This is a genomic window from Sinanaerobacter sp. ZZT-01 (assembly GCF_035621135.1).
Classification (GTDB): Bacteria; Bacillota; Clostridia; order Peptostreptococcales; family Anaerovoracaceae; genus IOR16.
In genome coordinates this window covers 1,777,914-1,797,917 of record NZ_CP141728.1, presented here as the reverse complement: position 1 = coordinate 1,797,917, position 20,004 = coordinate 1,777,914, and the positions used below count along the sequence as shown (strand labels likewise).

Here is a 20,004-nt window from a genome sequence, read left to right as displayed (position 1 = left end):
AATAAAAAAGGGGATTTATTATGAACAAATTAAAAGATATATTGTACAATAAAAATGATTTGCTTGTAGTGTTTGTCATTCTTGCCATCGCTGCGCTAATCATTTCCAATCGCGTTGATGCAATTATGGCCTATCCTCAAACAGTTCTTGCACAAGAAAAGGAAAAAACGGATGATCCTATTTTATCCAGTGATCTGACAGGAAGTGATGACGAAAACAAAGAGGCGGATTCAGATAAAAAGAATGCTGCCGACGCTTCATCAAGTAAAAGTGATACAAAGACTGATCCAACATCGGCAGATTCTTCTGCTGTGAATTATTCGGTTTACATAGAATCCGGTTCTACCGGATCCAAAATAGCACAAACGCTAGTTGACTGCGGTCTGATTAAAGATAAGGATGCGTTTTTTGAAGCCGTTTCAACTGCAAAGGCAGAAAGCAAGCTAAAAGCTGGAAACTTTATTGTTCCCAAAGGTTCTACGCCGGCGCAAATTGTAAAAATTCTTACCAACTAGATACCTTTTAATCCTCTTCCAGAAGCTGTAATACCCGATCCATACGAGCCTTCTGTTCTGCGTTCATGATGCCACGCAAAGAACGGATGGCTTTTATTTGTTTCTCATATTGTCCTCTGTCCGATTTCATACTTTGCTTTAACTTTAAAATCTCTTTAAGTAACTCATCCTCACCCTTTCCTTTATAAGCTTCTGCCATTCTTTCCGCTTGTTTTACGCTTTTTTCATTTTTTCCGGAAAAACCAACCTGGTTTGCAAGATCCATTAGCAATTTGTCGTTAATATCCATAAAAAAAACCTCCTTTTTTCTAACGATTCTTTTATATATATGCACCTTTTCGCTCGCACTTTCATAGAATAGGAAATAAACGCAAAAATGGAGGCTACTATGAATCCATTATTACTTTTAATTGTTTTTTTAATTTTTTCGAGTGGAGGAAAATCAAATTTGAAAAGTAAGCCTTACATAAATATTCCGTCCATACAAAAATCGTTCCTATCACCTTTTTCGATTTCTTATTTCGATACATTTAAAATGGAATTACTTCTAGATCGTTTAAGGGCAATTACAGACGCACTTGATAAAATTAATCATCTAAATCAGATGAGAACGCTGCCACCAAGTAAAGAAAACTCAATCAACCGTATTCAAGAGTCTCTGGATGCCGCCAAAGGCTTTTTAGTCGATACGAAAGCAGAGAAAAAAATTGATACGCTGAGTAATACAATCTCAGGCGTGAAACAATTTCAAAATATGGAAGGTCTTTTAAGCAATTTGGGACCAATTCTCTCCATGCTCAATAACAATGAAAATGATAATTAGGGATAGCAACTTTTCCTCTTTCGGTGTATACTCTTCATAGGAATATGTGAAAACTTACCTTTTCACACATTGAAGGAGGATTTATTATGGCATTGGTAACAACAAAAGATATGTTTGCAAAAGCATTAAAAAGTGATTACGCAGTTGGTGCTTTTAATGTGAACAATATGGAAATCATCCAAGGTATTGTCAGCGCTGCTCAGGAAGAACAAGCACCGCTTATTTTACAGGTTTCTGCCGGAGCCAGAAAATATGCAAAACCGCTCTACCTCACAAAGCTGGTCGAAGCAGCTATTGAGGACTCTGGTTTAGATATCGCACTTCACTTGGATCATGGAGAAGACTTTGAAATCTGTAAAAAGTGTGTTGATGATGGGTTCACTTCTGTTATGATTGACGGCTCCAAGCATTCATTTGAAGAGAATATTGCTCTTACAAAGCAGGTTGTAGAATACGCTCATGCGCATGGAGTTGTAGTAGAAGCAGAACTCGGTAAGCTTGCCGGAATCGAAGATAACATCAAAGTAGACAGCCGTTCTGCAACTTTTACCGACCCTGGCGAAGCTGCTGAATTTGTAGAGCGTACTGGTGTTGATTCTTTAGCTATCGCAATTGGAACCAGTCACGGAGCTTACAAATTTAAGGGAGAACCATATTTGGACTTTGAACGTCTCAAAAAAATTCACGCTCTCATTCCCGCGACTCCGCTCGTACTACATGGTGCCTCTACCGTACTTCCTGAATTTGTTTCATTATGCAATCAATACGGCGGTAATATTCCTGGTGCGCAAGGTGTGCCGGAGGATATGATTCGTACCGCAACAAAATATGGTATTTGTAAAGTAAATATTGATACGGACCTTCGTTTGGCAATGACAGCTGAAATTCGTCGTTTCTTAGTTGAAAATTCTAGCGAATTTGACCCAAGAAAGTATTTGGGGCCTGCAAGAACTGCGATCCAGTCAATGGTACAGCACAAGATAAAAAATGTATTAAATGCAAGCAATCAAAAATAGTTGCATTATCCGTTATTCTTACATAATAAAAGAGGCAAGAATTTTTTCTTGCCTCTTTTATTATAAAAAAATTTAAACTTGCATTTTATGGATTCAATAATAAAAAATAACAAGCAGCCGCAATATACGGCGCCACAGCGCAAGTGGAATCTTTTTTGTACACTTTAAATAACAGCAACAAAGCACATCCGATTCCACAAAAAATCAAAGACCATGCCATTACCCAGAACACATCTCCCAATCCAAAGTATAAACACAAGGAGAAAAATAATTTAATATCACCAAATCCAAAGACCATATTTTGAAAATAAAGTGCGAAAAGAGAAGCACAGATCCAAAGAAAAAGGAATAAAAAAAAGGCTGTTAAGAAGAGCGAGAGAAGGTTCTGCACCCTTCCATTTAACAACTGTTCGAAAACAGCAAGCAGTGCAACAGCAAAGATCCATTGATCTGCAATAATCTGATAATAAATGTCACCTACCGCAATTTGTAATAGAATCCAAACAAAGCACATCTTTAAGAAAAAGGAAAAGCAGGAATTCAAATCTGTGCAAGGCAAAAATATACTAAAAGAAAATAAAATAAGCACTGCAAGAAGATTTAAGCCCTTTAAATTCTCTTTATTTACTAAGAGCTCCCTTTCCTCTTCACCATAATCGCAAAGCCATTTCTTCGGAGTATTTTTCCATGTTTCTATCCATAAAAATCCAATAACAAGTCCAAATATGCCTTTTCCGATTGCCCACATTTACACGTCCTGTCTCTTTCTAAATTTAAATAACGTTCATATTAGACATAAAAATATCAATTAGAATTCCACTTCCTGCACCAATAATATATAAGAGAACTGTAATATTAATATTTTCTTTAAACTTCCGATTTGCTTTTAGCAAAACCGCAAATCCGATCCCTGCACCTGTACAAAGCCCTGCTACTATAGAGCCAAAGCTGATGTTGCCCGCTAAAAACAATTGCGTCAACACTAAGGACACTGCACAATTCGGTATAAGACCAAATAATCCGGTTAAAAGTGGCTGAAATAGACTGTCAGTCATTAAAAAAGCAGATACACTCTCTTTCCCGACGTAATAGAACATCGTATTGAGCAGAAACGAAACGGTTAAAATAAACAGAAATATCGTTACCGTATGATAAAGTGCCGCAGAAAGTATCCCTCTTTCACAGTGGCAATTTTCAGGTGATTTATATTTATCTGATTGGATCCAATCAAAGCTCCTCTTTGTTTTCCGTTCTATCAAATCAACAAGAAATCCTGCAAAAAATCCAATTACTATTTTTATTGCAATCAGCTTTAATAAAATATTTCCGCTTTTAGGAGCTGCGAGCAGCACTGGGATCGCTTCATCCGAGGTCGATAGAAAGACAGCCAGCAAAGTACCCTTTGTAATCACCCGCTCACTGTAAAAATTAGCAGCTGCCACCGAAAATCCGCATTGCGGAATTGCACCTAAAACAGCGCCTCCCAGCGGACCATATCTTCCGGAATTTATTAGTATCCGCTTCATCTTATCATTGGAACGGTGTTCGATCCATTCGATAAGAAGATAGGCTGCCAGTAAAAAGGGAAGCATCCGAATCCCATCCAGCAACGTGTCTATTAAAACTTCCTTCATAAACTCCACTCCCATCTTGATTCTACTTTTATCGTACTGACTTTTTTTCTTTACTAAACAAAATAAACAAAAGAGCACTTATAGCCATAAATATGGGGTAATACATATAAGGTATTATTTCAAACGGAGTGAGTCCCGTTAAACTCGCCGCAGACAAAAGCTGTGCGCCATACGGAATCAAGCCCTGAAACACCGAAGTAAAAATATCCAGAATAGAAGCAGAGCGGATCGGAGGAATATCAAACTCCTCACTAATTTCCTTTGCAATCGGGCCAGCCATAACAATGGCTACCGTATTGTTAGCGGTTGCAACATCCACCATAGAAGCAAGAGCTGCAATTCCGAGCATACCACCTTTCTGCCCCTTAATATTTGAATGGATCAGCTCTAAAATATACTGAATCCCTCCATATTCTTTTACGAGTGCAACAATACAAGATACTACAATTGAAATAACGGTTATATCATACATTCCAGTTACTCCATCACCGATCACTTTGAATATGTCAGAAAAAGGAATGGCTTTACTTGCCACCCCTACAATCAACGATGCCACTGTACCTGCTATTAAAACGCCAAAGACATTAAACCCTATTAATGCCCCAGTCAATACTAAAAGATACGGTAAGACCTGAAAAATATTATACGGCAGCGCCCCTGTAATATGAAAGCTATTATTCTTTGCCAGAAATAAAAACAATATTAATGTCAAAACTGCAGCTGGAAGCACAATCAATAAATTCGCTTTAAACTTATCTTTCATTTTACAGCCTTGTGTTCGTACGGCTGCAATCGTCGTATCTGAGATCATGGAAAGGTTATCACCAAACATGGCACCGCAAACAACAGCGCCGATACAAATTGGCAAAGATACTGCTGCCTTTTCACTAATGCCAACAGCAATTGGTGCTAACGCTGCAATAGTTCCCATTGAAGTGCCCATGGAAATGGAGATAAAACAACCTATCAAAAATAATCCTACAACCGCTACCTCAGAAGGTAAAACGGATAATCCTAAATTTACAGTACTCTCTACACCACCTGCGGCTTTTACTGCACCGGAAAACCCTCCGGCAGCCAAAAAAATCAAGCACATGATGACAATGTTCTCATTGCCTACACCCTTTGCCGCAATTACAAATTTTTCAGAGAAACTTACTTTTCTGTTTTGCATAAATGCAATCATTAATGCAATCAAAAATCCTACAATTGCAGGCATGCTATAAAAATCATTCGTTAATATTCCTGAACCAATGAATATGATTAAAAAAACTCCAATGGGTAACAGTGCAATCGGATTTCCTTTTTTCTGCGTATCCTTCAAATTCTTCCTCCTATATTAATCTAAATATTTTATCATATAGCAAATAAAAAGTCAAAATTTTCCATAAAATAAAAGAAGCATTACTCAAAACAAATGAAAAAGCAAGCAAATCGCTTATGGATAAGGTATCTGCTTGCTTTTTTATATTAATGTCCCTCAGCGATCTTTCTTCTATTATTTATCGACAGAAGCCATGTGCTGGATCAGCATTAAGATTTTACTGGAATAACCCCATTCATTATCATAAAATGCAATCAACTTAAAGAAACGATCATTCAACATGATTCCTTCTCTTGCATCAAAAATGGAAGTATGGGAATCACCGATAAAGTCACTTGAGACCACTTCATCATCTACATATTCCAAGATACCTTTCATTGAAGTCTCAGAAGCTTCCTTTAGCACCTTGCATATTTCTTCATAATTTGTCGGTTTTTTCAGCATAACGTTCAAATCAACGACTGAAACATCCGCAGTCGGTATACGATATGAAATACCGGTCAATTTTCCCTTTAAAGAAGGGATAACCAGTCCAACCGCTTTTGCTGCACCTGTAGAGGACGGAATGATGTTTCCGAACACGGAACGTCCTGTACGCCAATCCTTTAAAGATCTGCAATCCACAACCTTCTGCTTTGCAGTAGCTGCATGAATTGTAGACATCAAACCTTGTTCTATCCCAAAATTATCTTCAATTACCTTCGCAAGAGGTGCCAAACAATTGGTTGTACAAGATGCATTGGAAACAACTTTCATATCTCTCGTGTAGTCCATATGGTTTACACCCATAACAAATGTTGGGGTATCCTTGTCCTTTGCCGGTGCCGAAATAACAACTTTTTTTGCACCGCCAACCAAATGCTTGGATGCCGCTTCTGTAGTAACATAAGCTCCGGTAGCTTCTACAATATATTCTGCGCCGCAATCCGACCAAGGAATTGAAGCAGCGTCACTTTCACTGTAAACAGGTATCTTTTTCCCATTTACAACAATTCCTTTTTCATATGTATCCAAAGTGCCTTGAAAACGTCCAAAAATGGTATCGTATTTAATCATATATACCATATAATCCAGATCGGCATTTCTCACATTAATTCCGCAGATGTCAATGTCCTCTTCGTTCATTGCAGCACGGAATACCACTCTTCCGATACGACCAAAACCATTAATACCAACTTTAATAGCCATTTTAACTTGTGTCCTCCTTTAAAACCTTTCCTAACACAAAATATTGGGCGAATATGCCCGCTATTTCTATGTTACCATATATTATTCCAAAAGTCTTAAGGAAATAGTAAGTATTTTGATAAATATTTTTTTGTCAATCTATATTTTTTACTAATTATTTGTCATTTTCTCAAAAATCACAAGATTCTTTTCTAGCTTATCTCCCAGTCAGTATAAAATAGGCCAAAACTAAAATACCCAGTATAATCCGGTAATAGCCAAATGCCTTAAAGTCATATTTTTTAATATAACTCATCAAGAATTTTATAGATATAATAGAGACGATAAAAGCAGCCACCATTCCGGTCAATAAAATAGCCACTTCCATCCCCGTAAAGACCAAACCGAATTTAAGAAGCCTTAATAGACTCGCGCCAAACATAACTGGAATCGCTAAATAAAAAGTAAATTCAGCAGCAACCACTCTTGAAGTTCCCATAAGCATGCCACCAATAATCGTAGAACCGGATCGCGATGTTCCCGGGATCAAGGACAATACCTGAAATAGTCCTATGCAAAATGCTGTCTTGTAACTTAATTTTGAGATATCATTAATCGCAAAATGTTTTTTATGATTCCAGTTTTCAATTAAGATAAATATAACACCATAAACGATCAATGCAATGGCGACTACTATATAATTACTGAACTTCTCTTCCACCATATCATTTAATGGAATACCAATAACCGCCGCTGGAATTGCGGCAAAAATAATTTTAAACCATAAGTTAAAAATATCCTTCTTAATAAAGTTCTCTCCTTTTTTAAAAGAAAAAGGAAATAATTTATCCCAATAGAGTACGACTACTGCTAAAATAGCGCCAAGCTGAATGACGACTAAAAACATATTCCAAAATTCACGCCTGACATTCATCTTTAAAAATTCATCCACTAAGATCATATGTCCTGTGCTACTGATTGGGAGCCACTCTGTAATGCCTTCAACAATGCCTAAAAAGACAGCCTTTAAAATTTCAATAAAGTTCATAATTTCCCCTTTTATCTACGCCTTCCCCTTTAAATTTTATCTTTCTCTAAAAATAGCAGGCTTTGCTCGCCGCAAAGCCTACTTTTAACTAATTTAGAGTACCAAAAATACAAACAGCTGTCAATATTTCCAATTTGATTTTTTTCCAAGTCACATCATATCCTCGTCCTCTCCTTCATATACATAGGATAATTGGTAAATGTTTCACACAGAATCTAATTTTTGTGCAGGTAAATTATCTTTAAAGGAGTGTCGTGCATTATGAAGGATTATATAGAAGAACGCGTTTTGGAGCTTGCTAGATATATTATTGAAACAAAAGCTACCGTTCGATCTGCTGCAAAAAAATATCGTATTTCTAAATCAACTGTACATAAAGACGTGACCGAACGACTTCAAGAACTAAATCCAGGGCTTTGTCAGGATGTGAAAAACGTATTAGATAATAACAAAGCCGAGCGTCACATTCGAGGTGGACTCGCCACACAAAAAAAATATAAGAAAAGAAATGGGTAAACATAAGAAAAATAAATAGCCGCGGATTTGTTCGCGGCTACAATTTTGTGGAAATAAATCCGTTTTTCCGCAGTTCCAATACTTCTTGAAAGCCTAATTTCCGAAGTTGATTTAAGACTTCATAGAATGCATAATCTAGTCCTGATACTTCATGTGCATCCGAACTTAAAATAAGACTTCCTCCCAGTTCTTTCACCAATTGCAAAAGTGAATTTTCAGGATACGGTGCATCACAATACCCGCGAAACATTCCACCCGTATTGATTTCCAAAACGGTTCCAGTTCTCACTACTTGTTCCATTGCCTGAGAAGTAATCATCTTATAAATGGGTGAGCTTTCATCAAAAAAACGATTTCCCCGATTCAGCTTCCGAATCAGGTCAAAATGCCCTAAAATGGTGGGTCTTAAAGTCAGAGCCATATCTACCACGTTCCCATAGTAAGCTTTGATCATCGCAGCAACATCGCCGGAAAATCCTTCTTCAATACATGCTTCTAATTCAGAATCACAAAGATCAATCGCATAATACTTCCCGGTCAAAGGGCTCTGCACATAGTGAACACTGCCAATGGTATATTCCCATTGGCAAGGATCAATTACGGAATAATAATCCCATTCAATTCCGCATAAAATTTCCATGCTTCCTTCATACTTTTCTTGCAGCATACTGATTTTTTCTCTATATGCTCTTGTCTGCTCCATACTCATACAGCAGCTTTTATCAAATGGGGTATAGGAGTGCCCACTGAATCCCAAGCACTGAAACCCTTTTTCTGCTGCCGCAGCAGCCATAACCTCTGCACTGTCTTTCCCATCACAGAAACTCGTATGCGTGTGCACATTAGAAGTAACTACCATTACTTCATACGCTCCTGTTTTACCTTATGGTCGATGATATGACGCTTTGCCAGCTCTGCTGTGACATCTCTGCAGGAAATCCCCATTTCAACCATGAGAACCATCATATGGTAAGTCAAATCTGCAATCTCGTATACCGTTTCTTCCCGATCCTCTTTTGCCGCAGCAATAATAACCTCAGTCGACTCTTCTCCAATCTTTTTCAGAATTTTATCCATTCCTTTTTCAAACAGATAGGTCGTATAGCTGCCTTCCTTCTTATTATCTTTTCTACCTTTGATCAGCTCATACAATGAATCATAAGAAAATGGAGTGATTTCTTCACTTAAATAAAGGGGTTCATAAAAGCAGCTTTCTTCTCCCGTATGGCAGGCCGGCCCCTCCTTTACCACTTCTACTACAAGAGCATCGGCATCACAGTCTGCATAAATACTTACAATATGCTGATGATTGCCGCTCATCTCACCTTTTCTCCATAACTCTTGGCGGCTTCGGCTGAAAAAGCAAGTCTTCCGCTCTCTTACACTGATTTCCAAACTCTCCTGATTCATATAAGCAAGTGTCAATACCTGCTTGGTATAGTAATCCTGCACAATTGCAGGAATCAATCCTTCCTCATCAAACTTTAATTCCATTTTGTGTATCACTCCTTTCAGCGCATTTCTATTCCATTCTTTCTTAAATAGTCTTTTAAATCGTGAATGTTCACCTCTTTAAAATGAAAGATACTGGCGGCAAGCCCGGCATCCATTTGCGGATATTGGAAAAGCTCTTTAAAGTCCTCCATTTTTCCGGCGCCTCCCGACGCAATAATCGGAACAGATACCCTCTCTGCAATAGCAAGCAGCATTTCTATGTCAAAGCCTTCTTTGACGCCGTCCGTATCTATGCTGTTTACAACCAGTTCTCCGGCTCCTTTTTTCACACCTTCCTCTGCCCATTTCAACGCATCAATTCCCGTATTTTCTCTTCCACCTTTTGAGAAAACTTGAAACGCTCCATTCACCCGTTTCACGTCCATACTGAGCACGACGCACTGTTCTCCATATTTTTGAGCTGCCTGCCGAATCAAATCCGGGTTTTGAATGGCACCGCTGTTGACACTCACTTTATCCGCACCGCACTTCAGGACACGGTCAAAATCATCAACAGTCCGGATACCACCGCCCACTGTTAGCGGAATAAAAATTTGACTGGCAACCTTCTTTAAAATTTCAGTGAATAAATTTCGTTCTTCTACACTCGCAGTAATATCATAAAAAACGAGCTCATCGGCACCCGCATCATTATAAAACCGTGCCATTTCTACCGGGTCAGCAACATCCTGCACCCCTTCAAAATTGATTCCTTTTACAACTCGCCCATTTCGCACATCCAAGCATGGAATGATTCTTTTGGTTATCATCGGAACTTCCCTGCCTTTCTTTTAGATTAATTGCATTGCTTCTTCCAATTTAATCGCTCCCGTATAAAGTGCCTTCCCGACAATTGCCGCAGAAACGAACTCTTTCAGCTGCATCAGCTCTAAGATAAAACTGATTCCTCCGGACGCAATCACATTAAGTCCCTCTATTTTAGAAAGTTCTTCATAGACCTCCATATTCGTCCCTTCTAGCATTCCATCTTTAGAAATATCTGTGTAGATTACTGTTTGGACTCCGATTGCAGATAGTTCTTTGCAAAAATCAATGCCGTCTGTATTCGTCATCTCTTTCCATCCACGAATGGCAACCATACCATCCTTAACGTCTACACTGACTGCAATTTTTTCTCCATATTTTTTAAGCATTTCTTTTAAGAATGGCTGATTGGTAGCAGCCGCTGTACCCAAAACAACTCGATTAACGCCTAATTCCAAGTAACGCAAAATGCGTTCTTCATCTCGAATGCCGCCTCCTACCTGTACAAAAATACCTCCGATTTTTACAATTTCCGCTATCGTATCAAAATGTGCTAAGGTCCCGTCCTTTGCTCCATCTAGATCTACAATATGTAAATGAGTTGCTCCCTTTTCTTTTAAACTCTTTGCAACCGCAACCGGATCTTTTCCATATACCGTCATCCTTTGGTAGTCCCCTTGAAATAAGCGTACTGCTTCTCCATTATAAATATCAATTGCAGCAAAAATATCCATATCGTATCCTTTCTCGCTTAAGCGTCTCCTATTTTCTTTTTTTATTCCCATTGACTAAAATGTTAATCAAAAATTTGAAACCCATTTTTACAATTTCCTATGATAATTCTGCAAAAGCCTGCAAGATTCGAAGCCCTGCCTCTCCGCTCTTTTCCGGATGGAATTGTGTCCCGCATATGTTTTTATATGCAACTGCTCCCGGTATTTCTATTTGGTATTCCGAAACGGCCCGTATACTTTCCACACAATTGTCCGCATAAAAACTATGCACATAATAAACGTAATCGCCCTCTTTTGTATATTTTAAGAGTGGATGCTCCTTTTTCCTCTGCAATCGATTCCAGCCAATATGTGGAATCTTCAAGGAATCGGAAACAACTGACTTCAAAGAAGAAATCTCCCCCTTGATTAACCCTAAGCCTTGATGCTCTCCAAACTCGAAGCTTTTTTCAAACAGAAGCTGCATGCCGAGGCAAATTCCCAAGAGAGGTTTTCCTTTCTCCGTCTCACTCTTAATTACGTCAACCAGCCCTGTATTTCTCAGTTTTTGAATCGCATCTGAAAAGGCTCCGACTCCGGGCAGCAGGATACGATCTGCTTTCAAAATATCTTCTTCTCGATTGGTAATGATACTTTCAAGCTTCAAATAGTCCAAAGAACAACGCAAAGAAAATAAATTCCCTACGCCGTAATCAATTATTGCGATCATCTTGCTCCTCCTATAAACTCCCTTTTGTGGATGGAATCTCATCTTTATAATTTATATCAATTGAAATTGCTTGATTCAAGGCTCTTCCCAAGCTCTTAAAGATCGCTTCAATAATATGGTGACTGTTTTCGCCTGCCAATTGCTTTACATGTAAGGTGAGACCAAACGCTCTGCAAAATCCAAGCAAAAACTCCTGGACTAATTCCGTATCAAAGGTTCCGACTTTCTGCGTCGGAATCGCCGCATCAAAGACTAAGGAAGATCTTCCGCTGATATCCAGTGCACACAAAATCAAAGCTTCATCCATTGGCAATAGAAAATTTCCATAACGCCGTATGCCCCGCTTTTCACCGACTGCCTGCATAAATGCACTTCCGAGTGCAATGCCGACATCCTCCACCGTATGATGGTCGTCTACCTCGACATCGCCCTTACAGGCAATTCGCAAATCGAACCTTCCATGCTTTGCAAACAAGTCCAGCATATGATTTAAAAATCCACAGCCTGTATTAATTTGATAAATCCCGCTACCGTCCAAGTTTAATTCCAATTCAATTTTTGTCTCTTTTGTCTCTCTGATAATTCTGCTCTTTCGCATCGTTTCCTCTCGCCTTTCCATTATCTTTCTAAAATTTGCTTCGTTACTTGGTAGAAAGATGTCATCTGCTCATAGGTTCCTATGGTAATCCGCACAAAATCGGTAATCGGCGTATCTGCCCAATGTCTCACCAGTATTCCCTTCTCCCTCAATTTTTTAAAATAGTCACACCCTTTTATTTGGGGATGCCTTGCAAATATGAAGTTGGCTTTCGATGGTAGGACTTCAAATCCCAGCGTTTTTAACCCCATTGAAATCTTCTCTCTCGTATGTATGATTTCATTGGTACACTGTCTGAAATAGTCTTCATCCTCCATTGCTGCTTTACCCAGCACCATTGACAAGCGATTGACATTATACGGATTGAAGCTGAACTTTATCTTGTTTAAATCCTCAATAACCTCTTTTGAGGCAACTGCAAATCCAATGCGGGCACCGGCTAAGTTTCTGGACTTAGAAAATGTCTGTATAACCAATAGATTATCATATTTTTTTAGCAGAGGAATACAGCTCTCTCCACCAAAGTCGATGTATGCTTCATCAATCATAACCAATTGTTCCGGATTTGATTTTAAAATTTCTTCAATATCCGAAAGCGGCAGACAAATGCCGGTCGGTGCATTTGGATTCGCTAAAATAATATTTTTTTTACATCCTAAATAATCTTCGATATTGATTTGAAATTCTTTTGTCAGAGGAATTTTCCTGTTCGGTACTTGATATAATTCGGAAAACACCTGATAAAAGCCATAAGTAATTTCAGGAAAACACACTTCCTGCTTCTCATCATGAAAGGCTTGAAAAGCAAAAGCCAATATTTCATCCGAACCATTTCCGACAAATACTTGATTTGGATTCACACCATAATATTCAGAAATTGTACTCGTCAACTCCTTAATCTCCGGATCCGAATAAAGACGTAAATTTTCTAAAGCCTCGGTATTGATTGCTCTCAGTACCTTCGAGCTTGGTGCGTAAGGATTTTCATTTGTATTCAGCTTAATATACTGCATGTCCTGCGGCTGCTCGCCCGGTGTATAGGGCTCTATTTCCTGAAATCTTCTGCTTAAAAACCGACTCATTTTTTCTTACTCCTCCTCAAATCGGATAGTAATACTTTTTGCATGTGCACCTAGGCCTTCTCTTTCTGCAAAATCTGCAACCCGATCCTTTACTTCTCTTAACGCATCTTTCGTATAATATATAAAGCTGGATTTTTTAATAAAATCATCGACACTTAGTGGGCTGGAAAACCGTGCGGTTCCGCTTGTAGGCAGGATGTGATTAGATCCTGCAAAATAATCTCCTAATGCCTCTGGCGCATACTTTCCGAGAAAAATCGAACCTGCATTCTTCACCTCCGAAAGCAAAGAAAACGGATCATCCACACAAACTTCCAAATGCTCTGGCGCAATGTTATTCGCAATTTCAACCGCTTCGCTTAAGCTGGAAGCCAAAATGATTTTTCCATTATTGTGAATACTTTCTCTTGCAATGTTCCCCCTGGAAAGCAGAGAAAGCTGCTGTTCAATCTCCCTTTGCACTTTTTCTGCCAGTTCTCTGCTATCTGTCACCAAAACTGCACTCGCAAGCGGATCATGCTCTGCTTGACTCAGTAAATCTGCCGCCACAAAGCTTGGATTACACGTTCCGTCTGCCAGCACAAGGATTTCACTGGGACCTGCAATCATGTCAATGTCAACTTTACCATATACTTTACTTTTTGCAGTCGCTACAAAAATATTTCCCGGTCCTACAATCTTATCAACCTTTGGCACGCTTTCCGTCCCGTAGGCCAAAGCCGCAATCGCTTGTGCCCCTCCGATTTTAAAGATTCTTGTAACGCCTGCGATATTGGCTGCTGCTAAAATGTTATCCGCAATGTTTCCATTCCGATCCGGAGGTGTTACCATAATAATTTCTTCCACTCCCGCAAGCTTTGCAGGTATCGCATTCATAAGTACGCTGCTAGGGTATGATGCCGTCCCTCCCGGCACATAGATACCTGCTCTTTCAATTGGAGTTATTTTTTGACCTAAAACTACTCCATTTTTTTCGCTTATAAGAAAACCATTTCGAAGCTGATGTTTGTGGAAATTTCTAATGTTTTCACACGCCGCCTCTAAAGTAACTCGAAAATCTGGATCAATTCGAATTAATGCTTCTTTAATTTCCTGTTTGCTTATTTCTAAGCAGTCCAAAGCAACATGATCAAATTGCTTCTCATACGCAAAAAGAGCCGCATCCTTTTCCGCACGAACCTTACACAAAATCTCATCTACAATTTCCGATACATTCTCACTTTGCTTTCTTTCGCGGTCCAGTATATCGCTTAGCTTTATTTTATCACTTTCATAGATTGCAATCATACCTATTTTCCTTTCTATTAACTTAAACCATTCCTTGCAGCTTTTCAACCATTTGACCAATCATTTCATTTTTAAATAAATAGCTGCTCTTATTCGCAATGAGTCTCGCACTGACTTGTTTAAATTCATCTACAATTTTTAAGTTGTTTTCTCGAATGGTATTTCCGGATTCTACAATATCTACAATCACATCCGAAAGTCCTAAAATCGGGGCCAGTTCTATGCTTCCATTCAGCTTGATGATGTCAATATCACGATTAACTCCCGCATAATAAGCCTTTGCTATGTTCACAAATTTGGTCGCAACACGCAAAGTCCGATCCTTATCTTCCACATAATCATTCTTTGCTGCCACCGCTATACGGCATTTCCCTAAATTTAAATCTAAAAGCTCATAGACATCCGGCTGATATTCTAGTAAAATATCTTTTCCCACAATTCCAATATCAGCAGCGTGATGCTCAACATATATAGCCACATCACTTGGTTTGACAAGTAGGTATCGAACACCGTTTTCTGTATTTTCAAATACGAGCTTTCTATTTTCCTCATAGATGCTTTTACAATCATATCCAATGCGTTCCAGCAGTTCATATACCTGGTCTCCCAGACGCCCTTTCGGCAATGCTATGTTTAACATTCTTCCTGCTCCTCTCTTAACCCTTCCTGCGTAAAACGATACAATTTTTCATATCGCAACCCTTTTGGAATGGTTTCTGCCGCCCTTACACGATTGCCTTCTTTTGTTAATTTTTTTACTTGTGCTGCAAGCTTTGCATCGTCGCTTCCTTTTTCATAAAGCACCATAGCCTCAACGTCATAAACGGACGATTCCAACGGTAAATACTGCAATTCACTGAGATACAAAGCAAATCCTAAAGCTTCCGCATCTTTCCCCATTTTCTCCATCATTGCAGAATATTCTCCTCCTGCTAAAACACTTCTTGGAAGTCCTTCCACATATCCTTGAAAAATAATTCCATTATAATAATCGATTTCATTAATCATTGTAAAATCTAGTTGCATTTTTTTTCCACAATTCAAAGTTCGAAGTACTTGATAAAAAGATTCCAATTCTTTTAAAGTCTCTTTCATCACACCATTTACTGCGATCTCCTTTGCTTTGCCTAATATTTCCGCAAAATTTCCGCATAAAGAAAGAATTTTATCCAGTATCTTCAGCTCTTCTTCATTGAGCTTTGCATCTCTTCCCGCCACAAGCAATTCACCTTTGTTTTTGCTTCGAATACATTGAAGAATCCGTTTTTTTTGCTCTTCGTCCAAATTCAATTCTTCAAGAAAACCCAATACAAAATCCATATGTGATATAGAAAGTATGTAGTTTGTGCTGATTGCATTTAAACTCTTTTCTGCCATCAACAAAATCTCAATGACTGCATAGCGGTCTACTCTACCAATTATTTCCAAACCCATTTGGCTGATTTCTTTATACGTATGGCTTTCCTTACTCTCACGATATACATTTTCAATATAATATAGTTTTTCGGTATTTTTTTTAGTTGCTTTCGTGTTTTTGACGATGCTCAGTGTCACGTCCGGCTTTAATGCTAAAAGTTTACCATCTAAATCTGTAAATGTGATCACATTTTCACTTGCTAAAAAACGCTTATTCATTGCGTACAAACTATACTCTTCGAAGCGTCCCATTCGATATTTTTTATATCCATATAATTCATAGAGACAACGTAACTGTAAGGTAATCGCTTCCTCTGGCTTTAATGATTTCATTTGGAGTTTCATGTTTTTCTTATCCTCCCTATCTATGTATCGCTTTTATATTACTTTATTACTGTACTGCTTTATCGCGATAAACTATTGAAGAGATTTTACCATATAAGAGATCGCCTTGCAAGCAAAAAAAGAAAAAAGCTATCACATAAAACAAATTTGTTTTCTATGAGATAGCTCTCTCAGCAATTTACTTTATATAGGAAGTAGGGTTCTGTGCTTCTCCATTTTTTTGAATCTCAAAATGCAAGTGTGGAGCATCCAGACTTTCAAATAAAGCCGTATTCCCGACGCCGCTGATTACATCCCCCTGCTTCACTACATCTCCCTCTTCTATCATCTTATTTGTGCTTAAATTAGAATACTGACTGATCAATCCATCCTCATGCGTGATTTGAATCGTGATACCAAGCCGATCATCGGTATAGACCTTAGTTACCGTGCCCGCCGCTGCTGCGCATACCTGTGTATCCAAAGGAGCTTCAATATCAATTCCTGCATGTACTGTAAATTCATCTAATGTTTTTGAATAAATCGGAACATCCATTGCAAAATCCTTTACAATCGTCCCACTTACCGGACTGATAAATGCACTTTTTTTGCCTGAATTACTTTCGGACTCACTTGGCTTGCCTGCATCTCGACTGTCTACCGTCGGTACTTGCTTTACAACATCTTGATTCGGTACTACTTGCTGCTTTTGTTGCTCATTTGTCAGATCTATCCCGTTATTTCCGCGCTTCGCCATCCATTGTGGGTAGGAGCGAATCGCAAAAACGGTTCCAATGAGAACCAAGCATACACATATCACTGCAATCATCGTATATTGTAAGCTTTGTTTCTTTTCCTCCTGCTGAGGAATGTACTCATTTCCATTTTTTAAACGCATATAAAAACACCTCCATTGCTATTCTTTCCTTTCTGAAAAGAATTCATACAATAAGGTGCATTGATTTTAAAAGAAAATTACAGCTGCAATCGGCGCACAGATTGCAGTCGCCATTCCGGCTAAAGCAATGGCCAAACTGCTCATGGAACCTTCAATTTGTCCTTCCTTAAAAGCTCTTGAAGTGCCTACTGCATGGGATAGCGTCCCAATTGCAATTCCTTTCGCAACTGGATGTGTAATTCCCATCAACTTTAAAATTTCAGGGCCGCATATCGCTCCAAAGCAGCCTGCAATCACAACCATTGCAACTGTCAATGAAGGAATTCCTCCTATTTGCGATGAGACTTCTATTGCAATCGGATTTGTCGCACTTTTTGGCAGCATGGAGATTAAAATAATTTCTTTTGTGCCCATTATTTTTCCAATTGCAACTAAACTTAAAATGGTGGCAAGCGTTCCTGCAAAAATACCAGAAAAAATGGGTATAGCATATTTTTTTAAAATTACTAAATTCCGATACAGCGGGACTGCTAATACTACCGCAGTTAATGGCAGAATGAAATTTAAAAATTGACTCTTCTCATTATATTCTTCAAAAGAAATTCCTGTAATCATCAAGAATGCAATCAACAATACAGAGCATACTAATATAGGCTGAAGTAAAGTACAGCAGGTTTTTCTTTGTATCCAGATTCCGGCCAAATAAGCGACTAAAGTTAATAAAATAGCCCAATATGGATTACTCAATAATAATTCTCTCATCGTTTCTCCTTCCTTGCAACTATCTTTGACTGTATTTCAATCACTGTTTGCGTAACTTTTCCAGCTACAAAATAGCCGATCAGGATTGAGATAAATAGAGGAACCGCGATTTGCAAAAAGGATTCTCTCATTAAATCAAAATATAGCATCAATCCCACAGTAGGTGCCACAAAAAATAATGCCAGATGTCTAATGATAAAATCAGCCGTATCTTCTACATCTTTTAGTTCTATCAAACCAAATAGCAATGCAAAAAGCAGCAGCAACAATCCTATAACATTTGACGGAATCGGAATTCCAAGTCCTTCCGATGCTATGTATCCAACAAACAATGCACTCAAAAGGATAAAAAGCTGTTTAATATACAATTTTTCCACCTTCTTTTTTTATTTTTCCCGTTGCATTAAAAAAAATTCTTTCTAGATAAATCTTTGAAAAGAAATACGATTTTCATTTTATCATAAAATTTCTTGCGTGGGAAAGCGTTTATGATATAATTAATTCTATTATGAAAAAATAATGTTTGATTAGAGTTTTCTGCATATACAGTATACAATTTTATGCAGTTCTTAAAAAGATAAATAAAGGATGAGGTGACGTATATGTCAAAATTGATTATGGCACAGGAAAACAAAAGAATCATGGGCGGCCCGGATAAAATCTTTGGGGTGAGCAATTTAGCAAAAAAAAGAATTGCTGAAATTGGTAAAGACAATGTAGTGAATTCAACCATTGGCGCTTTATTAGATGATGAAGGAAATTTGATCGTTTTATCTTCTGTTGTCGATGTCTTAAAAGACCTCGCACCAAAAGACTATGCAGAATACGCTCCAATTGCAGGGACCCCTGAATACATTGATACCGTGAAAAAAGCCGTATTCGGAAACTATAACCCAAAAGGATACGTTGAAGCATGTGCAACGCCAGGCGGGACCGGTGCTATAAGAAATGCCATCCAAAATTATACAAAAAGAGGAGACACGGTTTTGACTTCCGATTGGCATTGGAGCCCTTACGGTACGATTGCAGCTGAAATTGAGCGTAGGCTAGAGACTTATACTCTATTTGATAAAGAACAAAAATTTAATGACAGCTCCTTTGATGAAAAACTAAATCAGATTTTAAAAGCTCAGGATGAAACAGTTGTTATAATCAACACCCCAGCACACAATCCAACCGGATATACCTTTACTCTAGAGGACTGGGATAAAGTAAACAGAAGTCTAAAAAATGCGGCTAAAAATAAAGATAAAAAAATTACACTTCTCGTTGACATCGCTTACTTAGATTTTTCTGGCGATGCAGACCAATACCGTGCGTTCTTTTCAAAATTAGAAGATTTTCCGGATAATATTTTAGTCCTCATTGCATTTAGTGCTTCAAAAGGATATACCTTATATGGGATGCGCTGTGGTGCAATCCTTTGTATGACGCCAAATAAAGATATTGCCGATGAATTCAAAATGGTAGCTACCTTCTCCAGCCGAGCTTCTTGGTCAAACGGCACACGTGCGTCTATGGTCGTACTGTCTCGAATATTTGCTGATAAAGCGCTTCTTTCCAAAGTGACTGAAGAGCGTAATGAATATCTTTCAATGCTGATCAAAAGAGGCAACATTTTTATGCATGCTGCTAAGGAATGTAATTTGACAACCTGCCCGTTTGATTCGGGTTTTTTCATTACTATTCCATGTAAGAATGCGGATCAAATTGGTGAAGAACTTCAAAAATCGAATATTTTTGTCATTCCAATCGGTGATGGAATTCGTATATCCATTGCTTCTATTTCTGAAGAAGCCTGTTCCTATATTCCTGCAAAAATTGCAGCAGCAGTTTCAAAATATTAGAATAAAAAAGGCAGCGCTCTATGTAGAGGCTGCCTTTTAAAATGC

At 38.3% G+C, this 20,004-nt stretch carries 24 protein-coding genes; 5 read left to right on the top strand and 19 right to left on the bottom strand.

What is annotated here, in order from left to right; translation table 11 throughout:
• Positions 1-20 precede the first annotated feature (20 nt).
• Positions 21-515, top strand: coding sequence for a hypothetical protein (locus U5921_RS08620; RefSeq protein WP_324822369.1), 495 nt, complete (start codon positions 21-23; stop codon positions 513-515).
• Between the two features lie 7 nt (positions 516-522).
• Here U5921_RS08620 and U5921_RS08615 read toward each other — a convergent pair whose 3' ends face one another.
• Positions 523-804, bottom strand: a complete 282-nt coding sequence (locus U5921_RS08615) for a hypothetical protein (protein WP_324822366.1) — start codon at positions 802-804, stop codon at positions 523-525.
• Between the two features lie 99 nt (positions 805-903).
• Here U5921_RS08615 and U5921_RS08610 point away from each other — a divergent pair, with 99 nt between their 5' ends.
• Positions 904-1,338 (top strand): hypothetical protein, encoded by a 435-nt coding sequence (locus U5921_RS08610; RefSeq protein ID WP_324822363.1) that lies wholly within the window; start codon positions 904-906, stop codon positions 1,336-1,338.
• 86 nt (positions 1,339-1,424) lie between these two features.
• Complete coding sequence (fba, locus tag U5921_RS08605; protein ID WP_324822360.1) at positions 1,425-2,354, top strand: class II fructose-1,6-bisphosphate aldolase; 930 nt, start codon at positions 1,425-1,427, stop codon at positions 2,352-2,354.
• Between the two features lie 85 nt (positions 2,355-2,439).
• Here the strand turns inward: fba and U5921_RS08600 are convergent, their stop codons facing one another.
• The 5 genes from U5921_RS08600 to U5921_RS08580 form a co-directional block, all read right to left on the bottom strand.
• Complete coding sequence (locus tag U5921_RS08600; protein ID WP_324822357.1) at positions 2,440-3,102, bottom strand: prepilin peptidase; 663 nt, start codon at positions 3,100-3,102, stop codon at positions 2,440-2,442.
• Between the two features lie 25 nt (positions 3,103-3,127).
• The gene (locus tag U5921_RS08595) at positions 3,128-3,988 is read right to left on the bottom strand and encodes a putative manganese transporter (protein WP_324822354.1); all 861 of its coding nucleotides are present in this window, start codon (positions 3,986-3,988) and stop codon (positions 3,128-3,130) included.
• 28 nt (positions 3,989-4,016) lie between these two features.
• Positions 4,017-5,312 carry a Na+/H+ antiporter NhaC family protein gene (locus U5921_RS08590; protein ID WP_324822351.1) on the bottom strand — a complete coding sequence of 432 codons (1,296 nt, stop codon included), beginning with the start codon at positions 5,310-5,312 and terminating at the stop codon, positions 4,017-4,019.
• A gap of 174 nt (positions 5,313-5,486) precedes the next feature.
• Positions 5,487-6,500 (bottom strand): type I glyceraldehyde-3-phosphate dehydrogenase, encoded by a 1,014-nt coding sequence (gene gap, locus U5921_RS08585; protein ID WP_324822348.1) that lies wholly within the window; start codon positions 6,498-6,500, stop codon positions 5,487-5,489.
• Positions 6,501-6,696: 196 nt separating this feature from the next.
• Positions 6,697-7,527, bottom strand: coding sequence for an undecaprenyl-diphosphate phosphatase (locus U5921_RS08580; RefSeq protein ID WP_324822346.1), 831 nt, complete (start codon positions 7,525-7,527; stop codon positions 6,697-6,699).
• A 261-nt stretch (positions 7,528-7,788) separates the two neighbouring features.
• Here U5921_RS08580 and spoIIID point away from each other — a divergent pair, with 261 nt between their 5' ends.
• Positions 7,789-8,043: a sporulation transcriptional regulator SpoIIID gene (spoIIID, locus tag U5921_RS08575; protein WP_324822343.1), complete on the top strand. Its 255-nt coding sequence runs from the start codon at positions 7,789-7,791 to the stop codon at positions 8,041-8,043.
• A 37-nt stretch (positions 8,044-8,080) separates the two neighbouring features.
• Here the strand turns inward: spoIIID and U5921_RS08570 are convergent, their stop codons facing one another.
• From U5921_RS08570 to U5921_RS08510, 13 genes are all read right to left on the bottom strand, one after another.
• Entirely contained in the window at positions 8,081-8,902 is an 822-nt protein-coding gene (locus U5921_RS08570) for a histidinol-phosphatase (protein ID WP_324822340.1), read from the bottom strand.
• A complete protein-coding gene (gene hisIE, locus U5921_RS08565) occupies positions 8,902-9,537 on the bottom strand; it encodes a bifunctional phosphoribosyl-AMP cyclohydrolase/phosphoribosyl-ATP diphosphatase HisIE (RefSeq protein WP_324822337.1) in 636 nt (211 codons plus the stop codon). The genes U5921_RS08570 and hisIE overlap by 1 nt, the downstream gene beginning before the upstream one ends.
• 17 nt (positions 9,538-9,554) lie before the next feature.
• On the bottom strand, positions 9,555-10,307 hold the full coding sequence (gene hisF, locus U5921_RS08560) for an imidazole glycerol phosphate synthase subunit HisF (protein ID WP_324822334.1): 753 nt from the start codon (positions 10,305-10,307) through the stop codon (positions 9,555-9,557).
• Positions 10,308-10,328: 21 nt separating this feature from the next.
• Complete coding sequence (hisA, locus tag U5921_RS08555) at positions 10,329-11,036, bottom strand: 1-(5-phosphoribosyl)-5-[(5-phosphoribosylamino)methylideneamino]imidazole-4-carboxamide isomerase (protein ID WP_324822331.1); 708 nt, start codon at positions 11,034-11,036, stop codon at positions 10,329-10,331.
• 97 nt (positions 11,037-11,133) lie between these two features.
• Positions 11,134-11,745 carry an imidazole glycerol phosphate synthase subunit HisH gene (gene hisH / locus U5921_RS08550; RefSeq protein ID WP_324822328.1) on the bottom strand — a complete coding sequence of 204 codons (612 nt, stop codon included), beginning with the start codon at positions 11,743-11,745 and terminating at the stop codon, positions 11,134-11,136.
• A gap of 10 nt (positions 11,746-11,755) precedes the next feature.
• Complete coding sequence (gene hisB, locus U5921_RS08545; RefSeq protein WP_324822325.1) at positions 11,756-12,343, bottom strand: imidazoleglycerol-phosphate dehydratase HisB; 588 nt, start codon at positions 12,341-12,343, stop codon at positions 11,756-11,758.
• 20 nt (positions 12,344-12,363) lie between these two features.
• A complete protein-coding gene (hisC, locus tag U5921_RS08540) occupies positions 12,364-13,425 on the bottom strand; it encodes a histidinol-phosphate transaminase (protein ID WP_324822322.1) in 1,062 nt (353 codons plus the stop codon).
• Between the two features lie 6 nt (positions 13,426-13,431).
• A complete protein-coding gene (gene hisD / locus U5921_RS08535; protein WP_324822319.1) occupies positions 13,432-14,712 on the bottom strand; it encodes a histidinol dehydrogenase in 1,281 nt (426 codons plus the stop codon).
• Between the two features lie 22 nt (positions 14,713-14,734).
• Positions 14,735-15,352, bottom strand: a complete 618-nt coding sequence (hisG, locus tag U5921_RS08530) for an ATP phosphoribosyltransferase (RefSeq protein WP_324822315.1) — start codon at positions 15,350-15,352, stop codon at positions 14,735-14,737.
• A complete protein-coding gene (locus U5921_RS08525; protein ID WP_324822312.1) occupies positions 15,346-16,473 on the bottom strand; it encodes an ATP phosphoribosyltransferase regulatory subunit in 1,128 nt (375 codons plus the stop codon). Before U5921_RS08525 ends, hisG begins: the two co-directional genes overlap by 7 nt.
• Positions 16,474-16,651: 178 nt before the next feature.
• Positions 16,652-17,350: a M23 family metallopeptidase gene (locus U5921_RS08520; RefSeq protein ID WP_324822309.1), complete on the bottom strand. Its 699-nt coding sequence runs from the start codon at positions 17,348-17,350 to the stop codon at positions 16,652-16,654.
• Positions 17,351-17,416: 66 nt separating this feature from the next.
• Positions 17,417-18,112: an LrgB family protein gene (locus tag U5921_RS08515; RefSeq protein WP_324822307.1), complete on the bottom strand. Its 696-nt coding sequence runs from the start codon at positions 18,110-18,112 to the stop codon at positions 17,417-17,419.
• Positions 18,109-18,480, bottom strand: a complete 372-nt coding sequence (locus U5921_RS08510; RefSeq protein ID WP_324822304.1) for a CidA/LrgA family protein — start codon at positions 18,478-18,480, stop codon at positions 18,109-18,111. The genes U5921_RS08515 and U5921_RS08510 overlap by 4 nt, the downstream gene beginning before the upstream one ends.
• A gap of 234 nt (positions 18,481-18,714) precedes the next feature.
• Here U5921_RS08510 and U5921_RS08505 point away from each other — a divergent pair, with 234 nt between their 5' ends.
• Positions 18,715-19,959 carry an aminotransferase class I/II-fold pyridoxal phosphate-dependent enzyme gene (locus U5921_RS08505; RefSeq protein ID WP_324822301.1) on the top strand — a complete coding sequence of 415 codons (1,245 nt, stop codon included), beginning with the start codon at positions 18,715-18,717 and terminating at the stop codon, positions 19,957-19,959.
• Positions 19,960-20,004 lie beyond the last annotated feature (45 nt).